Origin of the sequence: Streptomyces sp. NBC_00663 (genome assembly GCF_036226885.1) — a bacterium.
Classification (GTDB): domain Bacteria; phylum Actinomycetota; class Actinomycetes; order Streptomycetales; family Streptomycetaceae; genus Streptomyces.
This window is the reverse complement of record NZ_CP109027.1, coordinates 8,433,045-8,447,658: the sequence shown is the minus strand read 5'-3', so window position 1 is coordinate 8,447,658 and position 14,614 is coordinate 8,433,045. Positions and strand designations below refer to the sequence as shown.

Sequence of the window (14,614 nt, the reverse complement as noted above, 5' to 3'; positions counted from 1 at the left end):
GCCACGAGGGGGAACCACCGGGCCTTGGCCACCGGTTGATCGCCGCTGCCCGTACGGCAGTAGGGTGACGCCCGTGGCACCACGACCCTTGCATGAAATCGTCGAACCGGGCTGGGCGAAGGCCCTGGAACCCGTCGCCGGACGGATCGCCGAGATGGGCGACTTCCTGCGGACGGAGATCGCCGCGGGACGCACCTATCTCCCGGCCGGATCCAACGTCCTACGGGCTTTCCAGCAACCCTTCGACGAGGTCCGCGTCCTGATCGTCGGACAGGACCCGTACCCGACGCCCGGGCACGCGGTGGGCCTGTCGTTCTCGGTCGCGCCGGAGGTGCGTCCGCTGCCCGGCAGCCTGATCAACATCTACCGCGAGCTCAACACCGACCTGGGGCTGCCGCAGCCTTCCAACGGCGATCTGACGCCGTGGACCCAGCAGGGCGTGCTGCTGCTCAACAGGGCGCTCACCACGGCCCCGCGTCAGCCGGCCGCGCACCGCGGCAAGGGCTGGGAGGAGGTCACCGAGCAGGCGATACGGGCGCTGGCCGCACGCGGCAAGCCGCTGGTGTCGATCCTGTGGGGCCGCGACGCCCGCAATCTGCGACCGCTCCTCGGTGATCTGCCGTCCGTGGAGTCGGCCCACCCCTCCCCCATGTCGGCGGACCGCGGCTTCTTCGGTTCCCGACCGTTCAGCCGGGCCAACGACCTGCTGGTCCGTCAGGGAGGGCAACCGGTGGACTGGCGTCTGCCGTGACCGCAACGGGAGCCGGCGACGGGGGACTTGCGACCGGCATGGGTGGTGACAGGGACCTCCCGATCCCGGCCGACCCGGGTGACGACGGGGGCCTCCCGGACCCGGCCCACCCGGGCGACGCCAGGGGTCTCCCGGACCCGGCCGACCCGGGTGGTGACAGACGTGTCCCGGACCCGGCCGACCCGGGCATCCTCGCGGTCGACTCCGGTGGCTCCGGTCTCCGCGTCGCCGTCGGTACGGCGGAGCGCGGCGCGTTGGGCCTGCGGGAGTCGCGCGTGCCGGTGCGTACGGGCGCGCGGGGTATCGACCCGGTGCACCTGATGGAACAACTGGTGCCGATGGTCCGGGAGTTGGCCGCAGAGGCCCAGGTGACTCGGTTGCGGGCGGCGGTTGTCGGGGCCGCCGGGCTGACCACGCTGGGCGAAGCCCTGCGCGCCGAGCTCCCGGGTGCCCTGCGGCGGGAGTTCGGGATCGGGCCGATCGCGCTCGTCGCCGACGCCGTCACCGCCTATGTGGGTGCCCTCGGGCCGACGCCGGGTGCCGTGGTCGCGGGCGGTACGGGGCTCATCGCCATCGGCACGGATCTGACCGGCTGGCGTCGTGCCGACGGCTGGGGGCATCTCCTCGGCGACTGCGGCAGCGGCGCCTGGATCGGCCGGGCGGGGCTGGAGGCGGCCCTGCGGGCGTACGACGGGCGGCCGGGGGGTTCCGCCGGGCTGCTGGCCCGCGCCGAGGGCGAGTTCGGCCCGATGGCCGGGCTGCCGGGGCGGCTCTATCCGCGACCGGACCGGCCCGCCGTCCTCGCCTCCTTCGCGCCACAGGTCGCCGCCTGCGCGGACGACGACCCGGTGGCCGCCGGCATCCTGCGCGAGGCGGCCCGGCACATGGCCGAGTCGGCGGCGGCGGTCTGTCCGCCCGCCGGAGAACCCCACGTGGCCGTCACCGGCGGGCTGTTCAGGATGGGCGCCCCGCTCCTCGTACCCCTGGAGGAGGAGTTGGCGAAGAGGCTGCCGCACGCGCGCCGGGTCGCCGCCGCCGGGGATCCGTTGCACGGGGCCGTGCGGATCGCGACCGACCTGGCGACCGGGGCGCTCACTCTGCCGAGTGATGCGTCGATGGTGCACGTGATGACCGGAACGGGCGACTGATCCCGACAGGGCGCCCGCTTCCGATCCGTACGTAACTCATCAGACAAAACCGGACGGATACCGCTCACCTGCACCCTCCCCGAACAGGGAAGCCCAGTAAGCCAGTAACATGCGGCGCCATGAGCTCCCCCACTGGGCCCGCCGGCCTGCCAGTACGAATGCCGCGCCCCCGCCAGCCCGGACGGCACCGCCGTCCCGAGCCGCTGGCGGCTCCCGAGGGCGCGCCCGCGCTTGTCCTCGCGGTGCCGGGCACGCCGAGCGCTGCCACGCGCAGCCTCGCCGAGGAGGTCGTGAGCATCGCCCGCTCCGAGCTCCCCGGCCTCGACGCGCGGATCGGCTACCTCGACGGGGACGACGCGGAGTTCCCCACGCTCCAGTCCGTGCTCGCGCACGCCGCCGAGGAGCGCACGGCCCGGTTCGAGCAGGCCAGGGCCGCGGGACTCGACGTCAAGGAGCCCGAGGGTCCCGTCGCCGTCGTCGTGCCGCTGCTGGCCGGTCCGGACAGCGCGCTGCTGCGGGTGGTCCGCCAGGCCGTGATGGACAGCCGTGTCGCGGCCGACCTCACCGATGTGCTCGGCCCGCACCCGCTGCTCGCCGAGGCGCTGCACGTGCGGCTGTCCGAGGCCGGTCTGGCCCGCGCCGACCGCGCCCGGCTGTTCACCGTGGCGACCGCCGCGGACGGCATCATCCTGGCCTCCGTGGGCGGTGACGAGGCCGTGCAGGCGGCCGGGATCACCGGCATGCTGCTCGCCGCGCGCCTCGCCGTGCCGGTGATGGCGGCCGCCCTCGACCAGGAGGGCTCGATCTCCTCCGTGGCCGAGCAGCTGCGCGCCTCGGGTTCGCAGCAGCTGGCGCTGGCGCCCTACCTGATAGGGCCGGAGATCGACCCGGGTCTGATCGAGGAGGCGGCCAAGGAGGCGGGCTGCTCCGCCGCCGAGGCGCTCGGCCCCTACCCGGCGATCGGCAAGCTCGCGCTGGCGAAGTACACGACGGCGCTGGGCATCGCGCCGCAGCAGCCTCAGGGCGCCCCGACGCGCTGAGGCAGGCACGACCGCAGGCACCGCCGCACCGCCGCACGACCGCACGCACCGCCGAAGGGCCCGCTCCCAGTACGGGAGGCGGGCCCTTCGGCATAAGGCACCCGTGCTCGGGACCAGCCAAGGCATCCGGCGGCACACTCGGGATTCAGCCAAGGCATCCGGCACCGCGCTCAGGAGTCAGCCAAAGCATCCGACACCGCGCTCAGGAGTCAGCCGAGCACCACGCAGGACGCCGCCGGCACCTTCACCGAAGCCGGGCCCGACCCCGCGGTGCCCCGGCGTGGCAGCCCCGTCTCCGGGTCGAGGGCGAACCAGGTCACGTCGCCGGAGCGCTCGTTGGCGACGTACAGATACCCGCCCGACTCGGCGATGGCCCGCGGCCAGTGGCCGCCGCACGGCACGGTGGCGAGGAGGCGCAGCTCGTCGCCGTCGACGGCGAACGTGGACAGGACGTCCTCGCCGCGGGTGGCGGTCCACACGAAGCGGCCGTCGGGCGAGACGACGATGCCTGAGGGGTAGGCGTCGCCGGCCGGGGCGTCCGCCAGCACCTGCACCTCCGTCAGCGGCTTCAGCAGGCCGTCGGAGACGTCCCAGCGGCAGACGGTGACGGTCGGGGCGAGTTCGTTCACGACGTAGGCGTGGGCGCCGTCCGGGTGGAAGGCGAGGTGCCGCGGGCCTGAACCGGGGCGCAGCGCGATCTCGCGGTGCAGGTCCGGGGTCCCGTCGGCCAGCGTGCACACGCGGACGGAGTCGGTGCCGAGGTCGACGCTGACGATCCACCGCCCGCTCGGGTCGGCCTGCACCTGGTGGGCGTGCGGGCTCTGCTGGCGCCGGGTGTGCGGGCCCGCGCCGGTGTGGCGCAGTGCGCCGGAGGCGGGGCCCGCGAGGCCGCCGTCGGGGCGGAGCGGCACGGCGGTGACGCTGCCGGAGCCGTAGTCGGCGGTCAGGACGTGGCCGTCGTACAGGCCGAGGTGGGTGGGCCCGCCGCCGACCCGCACCGGACGGCCGACGGGTTCGGGCCGGTCGCCGGTGACCCGGTAGGCGGCCACCGTGCCCTCGGCGGTCTCGCTGACCGCGTAGAGCGTGTCCCCGTCCGGCGCCAGGGCCAGGTACGAGGGGTCGGACAGGCCGTCGAGGCTGCCCAGGAGCGTGAGCGCGCCGGTGTCCGGAGCCACGGCCGCTGCCACGATGCCGGGGCCTCCGGCCGCCGTGAACGAGCCGATGAAGGCCCTCCGCTGCCACCCGCCGCCGTCTGCCACCGCTGTCCCCTCTCGGTCCTGTGCCATGGGGGCTGACGGTAGCAGCGGTCTAGACCATGCGGACCATACGACGAGGATTTCATCCACCGCGCAGATCACCGGAACAACCTGCCCCGCGGTCTGCCTTCGGTCTGCCCGTGCTCTGCCTGTGGTCTGCCCGCGGGCCGGCCTTTCGTGGACCCGCGGAGCCGTCAGGCCCCTACCAGTGGCGAGCCGGACGGGGCCCGTAGCGGGGCCGCCAGGTCGGCGAGTGCGCGTTCCAGGCCGTGCAGATGGGCCAGGGCGGGCTCCTCGGCGGCCGGCTGGTCCGGGAGTGCCAGGTGCTTTCCGCCCGTCAGCGCCTCGACCGCGGTCTCCACCCGCCAGCAGGCGGCGGCCAGGCGGGCGTCGTGCGAGGCCTCGGGGTCGGCGGCGACGGCGACCAGGCCGCGGATCTCGCGGGCGCAGTCGTCGAGCAGGGCGAGCACCCGGCGGGCGCGCCGCTTGCGGCCGAGCATCGGGTTCAGTGGGTGCACCAGCGGGGCGACGGAGAGCCGGACCCTGGCCAGCAGCTGCTCCAGTTCGGCCACGCGCGGGGCCGGGTCGGCGTCCGGGGTGCCGGCGAGGCGGGCGGCGGCCTCGGCGGTGCAGGCGTGGACACAGCGCAGGGCGCGCTGGATCCAGGCGTCGGTGGTGGTGTGAGTGGTCACGGGCAGCACGAACAGCACGGCGAGGGCCGCGCCGAGCGCCCCGATGCCGGTCTCCGCCAGGCGCAGCGCGAGCAGGCCCGGGGTGAGGACGCCGAGGAGGCCGTAGAGCAGTTCGGCGAGGACGGTGACGCAGAGCATCATCCAGGTGTACGAGATCGCGGCCGTGTAGAAGATCCCGAAGACGCAGGCGGCGAGGAGCACAGCCGTGGGGAGCCCGGCGCCGTCCAGCGGTACGGCGACGAGCAGGCCGAGGCCGATGCCGATGACGGTGCCGAGGACGCGACGGAAGCCGCGGACGAGGGTCTCGCCGCGCGAGGCGGTGTTGACGAAGACCCACCAGGTGGCGCCGACGGCCCAGTACCAGCGCTCGCCGGACACCAGCTGGCCCACGACGAGCGCGAAGGCCGCGCCGACGGTCGCCTGGACGGCCTGCCGGGTGGTCACCCGGGCGAGTCCGGTGCCGGCGGGCGGGGCGGCGACCGGGGCCGGGGGCAGCCTGCGTTCGTAGCACCACAGGCCGAAGCGCACGGCCGCGGCGGTGGCCACGGAGAGCAGGACGGCGGCGTACAGCTCGGGCAGCCGGTCGGTGGTGGCGTGCAGGAACTGCGCGACGAAGAAGGTCATGAACGCGAACACGCCGAGGCTGTGCCCGCGCGGGCCCCAGCGGCGCGCGTACACGCCCGCGCCGATCACGGCGAGGAAGGTGAGGTCGCGGGCGACGGGGTGGTCGTGCAGTTCGGCCGCCGCGGCCAGCACGGGCAGGCCCACGGCGGGCAGCAGCGCGGTGGTGACCGCCTGTCCGCGCACGGTGGCGTCGGTGACGGTGAACAGGGCGAGCAGCGCGGCGAGCCCGCCGGTGACGGCGCCGACGAGAGAGTGCCCGGCGAGACCGCACACGACCACCGCGAGCCCGATACCGAGGACGGCCCGGGCCGCGAAACGCAGCCGCGTCCGCCCCGGGTCCGGAGCCACGAACACCCTCTTCAGCACTACCGACCGCCCCTGCTGTGTCCCGACATGCAAAAGGCGCCGCGGGGTCCGCAGCGCCATCGACAGCCTCATTGCAGCATCGGTGTCGCGCCTGGCTCAAGTGGCGTCGAATATGCTGGGCCATTGGCACAGACAAATGGGACCGAGGTCGTCCATCGGCGAGCCAACGGACCACACTCAAGGAGGCCGGGCACCATGGCCGTCGACGAGCTCGACACCCGCATCCTGCGGCTGCTGCTTGAGCAGCCCCGCACGAGCGTGCGCGAGTACGCCCGCGTCCTCGGGGTCGCGCGCGGCACGCTGCAAGCCCGACTGGACCGGCTGGAGCGGGACGGTGTGATCACCGGCACCGGTCCGTCGCTCTCCCCCGCCGCCCTGGGTCACCCGGTGCTGGCGTTCGTGCACATCGAGGTCACCCAGGGCCGCCTCGACGACGTGGGCGAGGCGCTGGCCGCCGTGCCGGAGATCGTCGAGGCCTTCTCGATCGCGGGCGGCGGTGATCTGCTGACGCGGGTGGTGGCGCGGGACAACGCGCATCTGGAGGACGTGATCCAGAAGGTGATCAGCCTGCCGGGTGTGGTCCGCACCCGCACCGAGGTGGCGCTGCGCGAGCGCGTGCCGCACCGGCTGTTGCCGCTGGTGGAGTCGATCGGCCGCGCGGCCCGGAACTGATCTTTGACATCCTGGCGACATGAGCACTCTCGGGCCCACCTCGGTCATCTTCGATCTCGACGGAACGCTCGTGGACAGCGAACCGAACTACTACGAGGCATCGCGCGCCCTGCTCGCCGACCATGGGATCCGGGACTTCACCTGGGAGGACAACTCCCGCTACGTGGGCATCAGCACCTGGGAGACGCTCGGGCTGTGGCGGGAGCGGTACGGGCTCACCGTGCCGCGCGCCGAGCTGCTCGGCGAGCTCAACCGGCGCTATCTGGAGCTGGCCCGGGTGGACACGCCCGCCTACCCCGAGATGCGCAAGTTCGTGGAGCTGCTGGCGACCGAGGACGTGCCGATGGCCGTGGCCTCGGGGTCCTCCCCGGAGGCCATCGAGGCGATCCTGGCGGGCACCGGCCTGGACGCCTTCCTGCCCACCGTCGTCTCCGCCGACGAGGTCGAGCGCGGCAAGCCCGCCCCGGACGTCTTCCTGGAGGCGGCCCGCCGGCTCGGCGCGGCTCCGGCCGACTGCGTGGTCCTGGAGGACGCGGCGCCGGGCGCCGCGGCCGCGCACGCGGCCGGGATGCGCTGCATCGCGATCCCGTACGTCGCCGCGCAGGCCGACGCCCCGGAGTTCGCCACCGCCTCGCTCCTGCTGCGCGGCGGCCAGGAGGAGTTCACGGCGCGGGCCGCGTACGAGTGGCTGGCGCGTTCGGCGCTTTCCTCCTGACCTCTGGGCGCCCTGGACCTTCCCGCCGACGTCGACCAGCATGGCGTGGCTGGTCGCCGACGTCCTGGAGGGCTCACGCATGGGTGCCGTACTGGTCGCCAACCGCGGGGAGATCGCGGTTCGGGTGCTGCGGTCCGCGGCCGAGTGCGGGCTGCGCACGGTCGCGGTGTACGCCGAGGGCGACGACGCGCATGTCCGACTGGCCGACGAGGCCGTGCCGTTGGGCGACTATCTGGACGCGGACGCCCTGGTCGACGCCGCGACACGGGCCGACTGCGGTTTCCTGCACCCCGGTTACGGGTTCCTGAGCGAGAGCGCCGACCTCGCCCGGCGCTGCGCCGAGGCGGGCGTCGTCTTCGTCGGGCCCGCGCCCGAGGTGCTGGAGGTCTTCGGGGACAAGGTGCGCGCGCGTGAACTCGCCGTCCGGACAGGGGTTCCGGTCCTCCCGGCGAGCGACGGCGGCCTTGAGGAGGCCCGGGCCTTCCTCGCGGACGGGCCGGTCATGGTCAAGGCCGTCGGCGGGGGCGGCGGACGTGGTCTGCGAGTGGTGCGGCGGGGCGAGGAGCTGGACGAGGCGTGGGAGCGGTGCCGTTCGGAGGCCGTGCAGGGCTTCGGGCGCGGCGAGTTGTACGTGGAGCGGCTGCTGGAGGGCGCCCGGCACATCGAGGTGCAGGTGGCCGGGGACGCGACCGGCGCCGTCACACATCTGTGGGACCGGGACTGTAGCGTCCAGCGGCGTCATCAGAAGCTGATCGAGATCGCGCCCGCGCCCGGACTCCCGGACGCGGTACGGGAGAAGATCCTCGACAGCGCGCTGCGGATGGCGGCCGCCGCCCGCTGTTCGAGCCTGGTGACCTTCGAGTTCCTCGTCCTGGCCGACCGGTTCCACTTCATCGAGGCCAACCCGCGCCTCCAGGTGGAACACACGGTCACCGAGGAGGTGACGGGGCTCGATCTGGTCGCCGTACAACTGCGTCTCGCGGCCGGGGAGACGCTCGCCGGGCTGGGGCTGTCCGGGCCGCCCGCGCCGCCGCGCGGGTTCGCCGTGCAGGCGCGGGTGAGCGCCGAGTCGATGGGGCGGATCACGCGGTTCGACGTGCCGACCGGGCCCGGGGTGCGGGTCGACACCGCGGTGCGGGCGGGGGTCGAGGTGGGTGCGCGGTACGACCCGTTGCTCGCGAAGGTCGTCGGGCATGTGCCAGGCGGCGGTGTGGACGCGGCCTGCGCGCGGGTGCGGCGGGCGCTCGGCGAGTTCACCGTCGAGGGGGTGCGGACCGGCATCCCGCTGCTGCGCGAGGTGCTGGCGCGGCCGGGGTTCTGGGAGCACTCCGTGGTGGTCCCCGATGCCACTCCGGTCGACGGATCGGCCACCGCCCCGATGGGCGGGACCGTCGTCTCCGTGGATGTCTCACCCGGTGAACCGGTGCGTGCGGGACAGCGGTTGGCGGTGGTCGAGGCCATGAAGATGGAGCACGTGGTGCGCGCACCCGGTGCGGGTGTGGTGCGGGCCGTGCACACGCGGGTGGGCGCGTCGGTGGGCGAGGGGCAGTCGCTGATCGAGCTGGCGGAGCTGGACGGCGGCCCGGCGGAGGAACTCGGGTACGAGGCCGCCGACTTGGACGCAGTCCGGGCGGACCTGGCCGAAGTCCGGCACCGGCACTCGTTCGGGCTGGACGGGAACCGGCCCGACGCGGTCGCGAAACGGCGTGCGCTCGGCCGCCGTACGGCCCGCGAGAACATCGACGACCTGTGCGACGACGGCACGTTCACGGAGTTCGGCGCCCTCGCCGTCGCCGCCCAGCGCCGGCGGCGTTCGCTGGACGACCTGATCCGGTCGACGCCGGCGGACGGCCTGGTCAGCGGCACCGGGCGGGTCAATGGCGAGCCGTGCGTGGCGATGTCGTACGACTACACCGTCCTGGCCGGGACCCAGGGCGTGCAGAACCATCGCAAGACCGACCGGATGCTGGAGATCGCCGGGCAACGGCGGCTGCCGGTCGTGCTGTTCGCGGAGGGCGGCGGGGGCCGGCCCGGGGAGACCGACACGACCGCGGTGGCGGGCCTCGACGTGACCACCTTCCAGCGGATGGCGCGGCTGAGCGGGCTCGTACCGCTGGTCGGCATCGCCTCGGGGCGGTGCTTCGCCGGGAACGCGGCCCTGCTCGGTTGCTGTGACGTGGTGATCGCCACGCCCGAGGCGAGCATCGGGATGGGTGGGCCCGCGATGATCGAAGGCGGCGGGCTCGGCGTGTACCGGCCGGAGGAGGTCGGGCCGCTGTCGGTGCAGGTGCCCAACGGGGTCGTCGACATCGCTGTCGCCGACGAGGCGGAGGCCGTGCGGGTGGCCCGGCAGTACCTGACGTACTTCCAAGGTGCGCAGGGGAGTTGGGAGGCGCCGGACCAGCGGCTGCTGCGGCACGCGGTGCCGGAGAACCGGCGGCGGGCGTACGACGTTCGGGCGGTCGTGCGCGGCCTGGCGGACGTCGGGTCCGTACTGGAGCTGCGCGCGGAGTTCGGGGTGGGGGTGCTGACCTGTCTGGCGCGGGTCGAGGGGCGGCCGTTGGGGATCATCGCGAACAACCCGGCGCATCTGGGCGGGGCGATCGACCGGGACGCGGCCGACAAGACGGCCCGTTTCCTCCAGTTGTGCGACGCGTTCGGGCTACCGGTGGTCTCGCTGTGCGACACCCCGGGGTTCATGGTCGGACCGGACGCCGAAAGGACCGCCACGGTACGGCACTTCGCGCGGCTGTTCGTCACGGGCGCCAATCTGCGGGTGCCGTTGGTGAGTCTGGTGCTGCGCAAGGCGTACGGGCTCGGCGCGATGGCGATGATGGGCGGCTCGACCCGCGCTCCGCTGGCCACCGCCGCCTGGCCCAGCGGGGAGTTCGGCGGGATGGGTCTGGAGGGCGCGGTCCGGCTCGGCTACCGCAAGGAGCTGGCGTCGATCGCGGACCCGGCCGAGCGTGCGCGCGCCTTCGAGGCGCGGGTCGCCGAGTTGTACGCACACGGGAAGGCGGTCAACGCGGCGGCGGCGCTGGAGATCGACGCGGTGATCGACCCGGCCGGGTCACGGGCCTGGATCCTGGCGGCCCTGGAGCGGTGCCCCGCCCCGCAGCCGGGGCACCGCTCGTACGTGGACACCTGGTGAGTGCCCCCTCTGACGCGCGGACTACGGCCGCGCCTCGTGCGTCGGCTTCACGGCCGGCTGGATGTTCTGGTTGAGGCGGAAGACGTTGTCCGGGTCGCGGTCGGCCTTGATGCGGGCCAGCCGGTCGTAGTTGCCGCGGTAGCTGGCCCGGACGCGCTCCTGGCCCTCGTCCATCATCATGTTCACGTAGGCGCCGCCCGCCGAGTACGGGTGCAGGGCGTCGAAGTAGTCGACCGTCCAGCGTTTGATCAGCTCGGCGTTGGCCGGGTCGGGGTCGACACCGGCGTACACGGACGCCCAGTTGGCGTGCCGGTAGGCCCAGGGGGTCTCGTCCTGGCCGACGTCGTGGGCGGCGCCGTCGATCGGGTAGAGGTGCATGGTCGACTGCATGGTGGGCAGCTCGGCGCCGAACTTGGCGTGGAGCGCGACGGCGTCGTCCGGGACGGACTCGACGAAGTCGGCACGCCAGTACCACTGGTCGCCGGGCGGATAGAGCCCGTCGAACATCGCCTGGAGTTCGGGGTGTTGCAGCACCATGGGGGCGTGCAGCAGCGGCGCGGGCAGCGCGTCGAGCAGCGGGGCCATCTCGCGGGCGGCGGCCTCGGGGTCGGCGCCGGTGTAGCACCAGACGATGCCGGCGATCTTGCGGAGCTGGATCTCCTCGGGGAACGGCGGGGCGGGCGGGACCGTGCCGTGCAGGAAGAAGCCGTTCAGTTCGCGCGGCGCGTTCGGCAGGAAGTCCCGGTAGGCGGCGAGGACTTCGGCACTGTCCTCCACGGCCCAGAAGGTGGGTCCGGCGACGACCGTGCTGATCTCGTGCAGCCGGAACAGGAACGAGGTGACGACGCCGAAGTTGCCGCCGCCGCCCCGGATCGCCCAGAACAGGTCGCTGTTCTCGTAGCCGCTGGCGACCACCTTCTGCCCGTCGGCGAGGACGACCTCGGCCTCCAGCAGGTTGTCGATGGTCAGCCCGCACCTGCGGGTGAGGTGGCCGAGGCCACCGCCGGTGGCGAGACCGCCGACGCCGGTGGTGGAGATGATGCCGCTGGGGGTGGCGAGGCCGTGGGCGTTGGTGGCGCGGTCGACCTCGCCCCAGACGCAGCCGCCGCCGACCCGGACGTTGCGCGACTCGGCGTCGACCTCGATGTGCTTCAGCGGTGACAGGTCGGCGACCACTCCGCCGTCGACGGTGCCGAGGCCGGCGCCGTGGTGGCCGCCGCCCCGCACGGCGAGCGGCAGGTCGTGGGCGCGGGCGAAGCCGATCACGCGGGCGACGGCGTCCGCGTCGGCACAGCGGGCGACCAGGGCGGGACGCCGGTCGATCATCGCGTTGTAGACGCTGCGGGCCTCCTCGAAGGCGGCGTCGTCGGGGCCGATCAACTCTCCGGTGAAACTGGTGAGTTCACTGCGTGCCGCGCGGGCGATGCTGCTGGTCATACGATCCCCCGTTTCGGAATTTCCGGTCGATTCGCCCGTTCTACTCGCGTCATCACCGAACGGACATCCGTGTGCATCACCCAGCTCGGCGCCGCCGGATACCTACGTTTCGGCGAGCGGAAGCGGTCCCTCGGACTCCGGTCGTGCTCCTTCGCCGTCCGCCAGCAGTCCGAGCCGGGCCGCGCGGTCGGCCGCGTGGCGGCGCGTGGGGGCGTCGAGTTTGTCGAGGACGGCCCGGACATGGTTGTCGACCGTCCGCACCGACACCACGAGCCGGGCCGCGATCTCGGCGTTGGTCAGTCCGTCCGCGAGCAGCCGCATGACCTGGAGCTGGCGCCGGGTGAGGCCCGCCGGGTTCTCCCGGGTCGCGGCGAGCGGGCCGCGCGGGATGTGCCGTACGCCGATCCGGCGCAGTTCGGTGCGGAGCAGCCGGGCGCGCGGTTCGGCGCCGAGGGCGTCGAGGGTGGTGAGTGCGGTGAGTTTGTCGGCGGGGTCGGGGCTCTCCGCGAGGGCGACGGCGTGTTCGTAGGGGCAGCCCGCTTCCAGCCAGCGGGTGGCGGCCGGGCGCCAGAGGCCGCGGGCCTGGAGCGCGAACGGATGCTCCGAGTCGTCGAGGCGGACGGCGTGGCCGGCCTTGGTGAGCCAGTAGCCGAGCTCGGCGCGGTAGGGGACGCCGGGCAGCCGGTCGGCCAGGGCGTGGACGGGCCCCGCGGCGGCGGTGACGGCGGCGAGGTCGCCGCGCAGCCAGGCCGCTTCGGCGAGGGCCGCCGCGACCGGCCCGGTGCGCTGGAGTTCCCTGGTGCGTACGGCGATCTCGCGGGCCTCGGCGAGGAGTTCGGCGGCGCCGGGCCGGCCGCAGCGGATCCGGACCCGGGCGAGGACGGTGAGGGCGGGGCAGCGGGCGGGCACGAAGTCGTGCATGCCGTACTCGGCGTGTTTCTCGGCGTCCTCCCAGTCGGCGGCGGCCAGGCGCCGTACGGCCAGCTCGACGTGGAGGTAGTTGAGGAAGCCGAGGTGTTCGGCGCGGTCGGCGAGGTCCATCGCCGGGGGCAGGAAGAGGTCGGCCTCGTCGTACTGGAGGTTGTCGAGGAGGGTCCAGATGAGGTTGGCGTAGGAGCGGCAGGCGTGTTCGACCTCGCCCGCGGCGAGCGCCACCTCCAGGCTCTCCTCCAGCTGGCGCCGCCCGCCGGGGTCGCCGCCGCGCCAGCGGGCCGTACCGACGTTGTTCAGGGCGTGGGAGAGGATCGCCGCGTCGTCGGCCTTGCGGGCCAGGGCGATGGCGCGTTCGCCGTGTTCGACGGCCTCGGTGTAGCGGTCGGAGAGCATGCGCAGTTGGGCGGTGTTGCTGACGGCGAGGGCGAGGAGCCGGTCGTCGCCGGCGTGTTCCAGGACGGCGACGGCCTCGCGGGCGGCGTCCTGGGCCTGGTCGGCGTCGCCGGCCCACCAGTGGATGCGGGACAGCCAGCGCAGGTCGGCGCCGAGCCCGAGGGTGTCGCCGAGGGCGCGGCGCAGGGCGACGGCCTCGTGCTGGGCGGTGACCGCGGCGGCGGAGTCGGCGATGGTGTAGCTCTCCACGGCGTAGCGTTCCAGCAGGTCGGCGAGGTCGGCCGGGCCGTAGCGGTGGCGTTGGCGCAGGACGAGCCGGAGTTGGGCGGCGGCCTCGCGGTGGGCGCCGGCGCACGCGGCGTCCTTGGCGGCATCGGGGCCGTAGCGGGCGATGGCGTCCTGGTCGCCGGCCTGGTCGGCGTGGTGGACGATCCGGGCGGCGTCGGTGCCGGGCCGGGCGACGAGCGCGGCGAGGACACCGCGGTTGAGGTCGATGCGGCGGGCGGCGGGCAGGGAGTCGAGGACGGCCCGCCGGATCAGCTCGTGCCGGAACGCGACCCGTTCCGGCACGACGGTGAGCAGTCCGCGCTGCTCGGCGGCGGCGAGGACGGCCACTCCGTCCGTGAACAGGGCGTCGACCAACGGCCGTTCGACCGCGGAGGGTACGACCGCGAGCTGCTCCAGCGCGTCCACCGTCACCGGGTCCAGGCCCCGCAGCCGGGCCATGACGGCGTCGACGACCGTCGGGGGCACTCCCCCGGCGCCGCCGGCGGCCACGATCTCGGCGACGAAGAAGGGGTTGCCGGACGTCACCTCGTACACCTGGGCGGCGTCGAGTCTGCGGGCGGCGCTCAGCGCGCGCACCGCGTCGAGGGAGAGCCGGGCGAGGGGCAGCCGGTGCACCCGGGACGTGCGGGAGACCTGGCCGAGGAGGTGACGCAGGGGGTGTTCGCGGCTCAACTCGTCGTCGCGGTAGGTGAGGACGAGCAGCGCGGGCAGCGCCTCCATACGTCTGACCAGGAAGCGCAGGGCGTCCAGGGAGGCCTCGTCAGCCCAGTGGACGTCCTCGACGACGAGGACCGCGGGGTGCGGGGTGCCGGCGAGTTCGGCGTGCAGGGCCTCGTAGACGCGGTGGCGGTCGCCGCCCTCCATGACGGCGCGGGCGAGGTCGGCGCCGACGCTGCCGACGAGGTCGCGGAACGGTCCGAGGGGGCGCCGGGTAGCGAGGTCGTCGCACTGGCCGACGAGCACCCGGGCGTGGCCGGGCAGCCGCTCCGGCATGGCCTTCACCAGGCTCGACTTGCCGATGCCCGCCTCACCGAAGACGAGCGCCACCGAACCGGCACCGGCTGCCGCCTCCCGGGCGGCCGCGGCCAGTCGCGTCAACTCGCGCTCGCGTTCGAGGATCCACCGATCCACGGGGCCGATTCTGCCAT

At 74.1% G+C, this 14,614-nt stretch carries 10 protein-coding genes; 6 read left to right on the top strand and 4 right to left on the bottom strand.

What is annotated here, in order from left to right; all coding sequences use genetic code 11:
• Nucleotides 1-73 precede the first annotated feature (73 nt).
• The 3 genes from OG866_RS38360 (at nt 74) to OG866_RS38350 (ending at nt 2,939) form a co-directional block, all read left to right on the top strand.
• Nucleotides 74-751 (top strand): uracil-DNA glycosylase, encoded by a 678-nt coding sequence (locus OG866_RS38360; RefSeq protein ID WP_329341961.1) that lies wholly within the window; start codon nt 74-76, stop codon nt 749-751.
• 38 nt (nt 752-789) lie between these two features.
• Nucleotides 790-1,899, top strand: coding sequence for an N-acetylglucosamine kinase (locus tag OG866_RS38355; protein ID WP_329341960.1), 1,110 nt, complete (start codon nt 790-792; stop codon nt 1,897-1,899).
• Nucleotides 1,900-2,018: 119 nt separating this feature from the next.
• Nucleotides 2,019-2,939, top strand: a complete 921-nt coding sequence (locus OG866_RS38350; RefSeq protein WP_329341959.1) for a sirohydrochlorin chelatase — start codon at nt 2,019-2,021, stop codon at nt 2,937-2,939.
• A 209-nt stretch (nt 2,940-3,148) separates the two neighbouring features.
• On the opposite strand, the gene OG866_RS38345 is transcribed toward OG866_RS38350, so the two are convergent.
• On the bottom strand, nt 3,149-4,198 hold the full coding sequence (locus tag OG866_RS38345) for a lactonase family protein (RefSeq protein ID WP_329344496.1): 1,050 nt from the start codon (nt 4,196-4,198) through the stop codon (nt 3,149-3,151).
• A 191-nt stretch (nt 4,199-4,389) separates the two neighbouring features.
• Entirely contained in the window at nt 4,390-5,877 is a 1,488-nt protein-coding gene (locus OG866_RS38340; protein ID WP_329341957.1) for an FUSC family protein, read from the bottom strand.
• A 195-nt stretch (nt 5,878-6,072) separates the two neighbouring features.
• On the opposite strand from OG866_RS38340, the gene OG866_RS38335 reads away from it, so the two are divergent.
• From OG866_RS38335 to OG866_RS38325, 3 genes are read left to right on the top strand one after another with little or no spacing between them, the layout of a single operon-like run.
• Complete coding sequence (locus tag OG866_RS38335) at nt 6,073-6,549, top strand: Lrp/AsnC family transcriptional regulator (protein ID WP_329341955.1); 477 nt, start codon at nt 6,073-6,075, stop codon at nt 6,547-6,549.
• A 19-nt stretch (nt 6,550-6,568) separates the two neighbouring features.
• Entirely contained in the window at nt 6,569-7,264 is a 696-nt protein-coding gene (locus OG866_RS38330; RefSeq protein ID WP_329341953.1) for an HAD family hydrolase, read from the top strand.
• Nucleotides 7,265-7,304: 40 nt separating this feature from the next.
• Nucleotides 7,305-10,415, top strand: a complete 3,111-nt coding sequence (locus tag OG866_RS38325) for a carboxyl transferase domain-containing protein (RefSeq protein WP_329341952.1) — start codon at nt 7,305-7,307, stop codon at nt 10,413-10,415.
• Between the two features lie 21 nt (nt 10,416-10,436).
• Here the strand turns inward: OG866_RS38325 and OG866_RS38320 are convergent, their stop codons facing one another.
• Complete coding sequence (locus tag OG866_RS38320) at nt 10,437-11,852, bottom strand: FAD-binding oxidoreductase (protein WP_329341950.1); 1,416 nt, start codon at nt 11,850-11,852, stop codon at nt 10,437-10,439.
• Nucleotides 11,853-11,954: 102 nt separating this feature from the next.
• The gene (locus OG866_RS38315; protein WP_329341948.1) at nt 11,955-14,597 is read right to left on the bottom strand and encodes an ATP-binding protein; all 2,643 of its coding nucleotides are present in this window, start codon (nt 14,595-14,597) and stop codon (nt 11,955-11,957) included.
• Nucleotides 14,598-14,614: the final 17 nt, after the last annotated feature.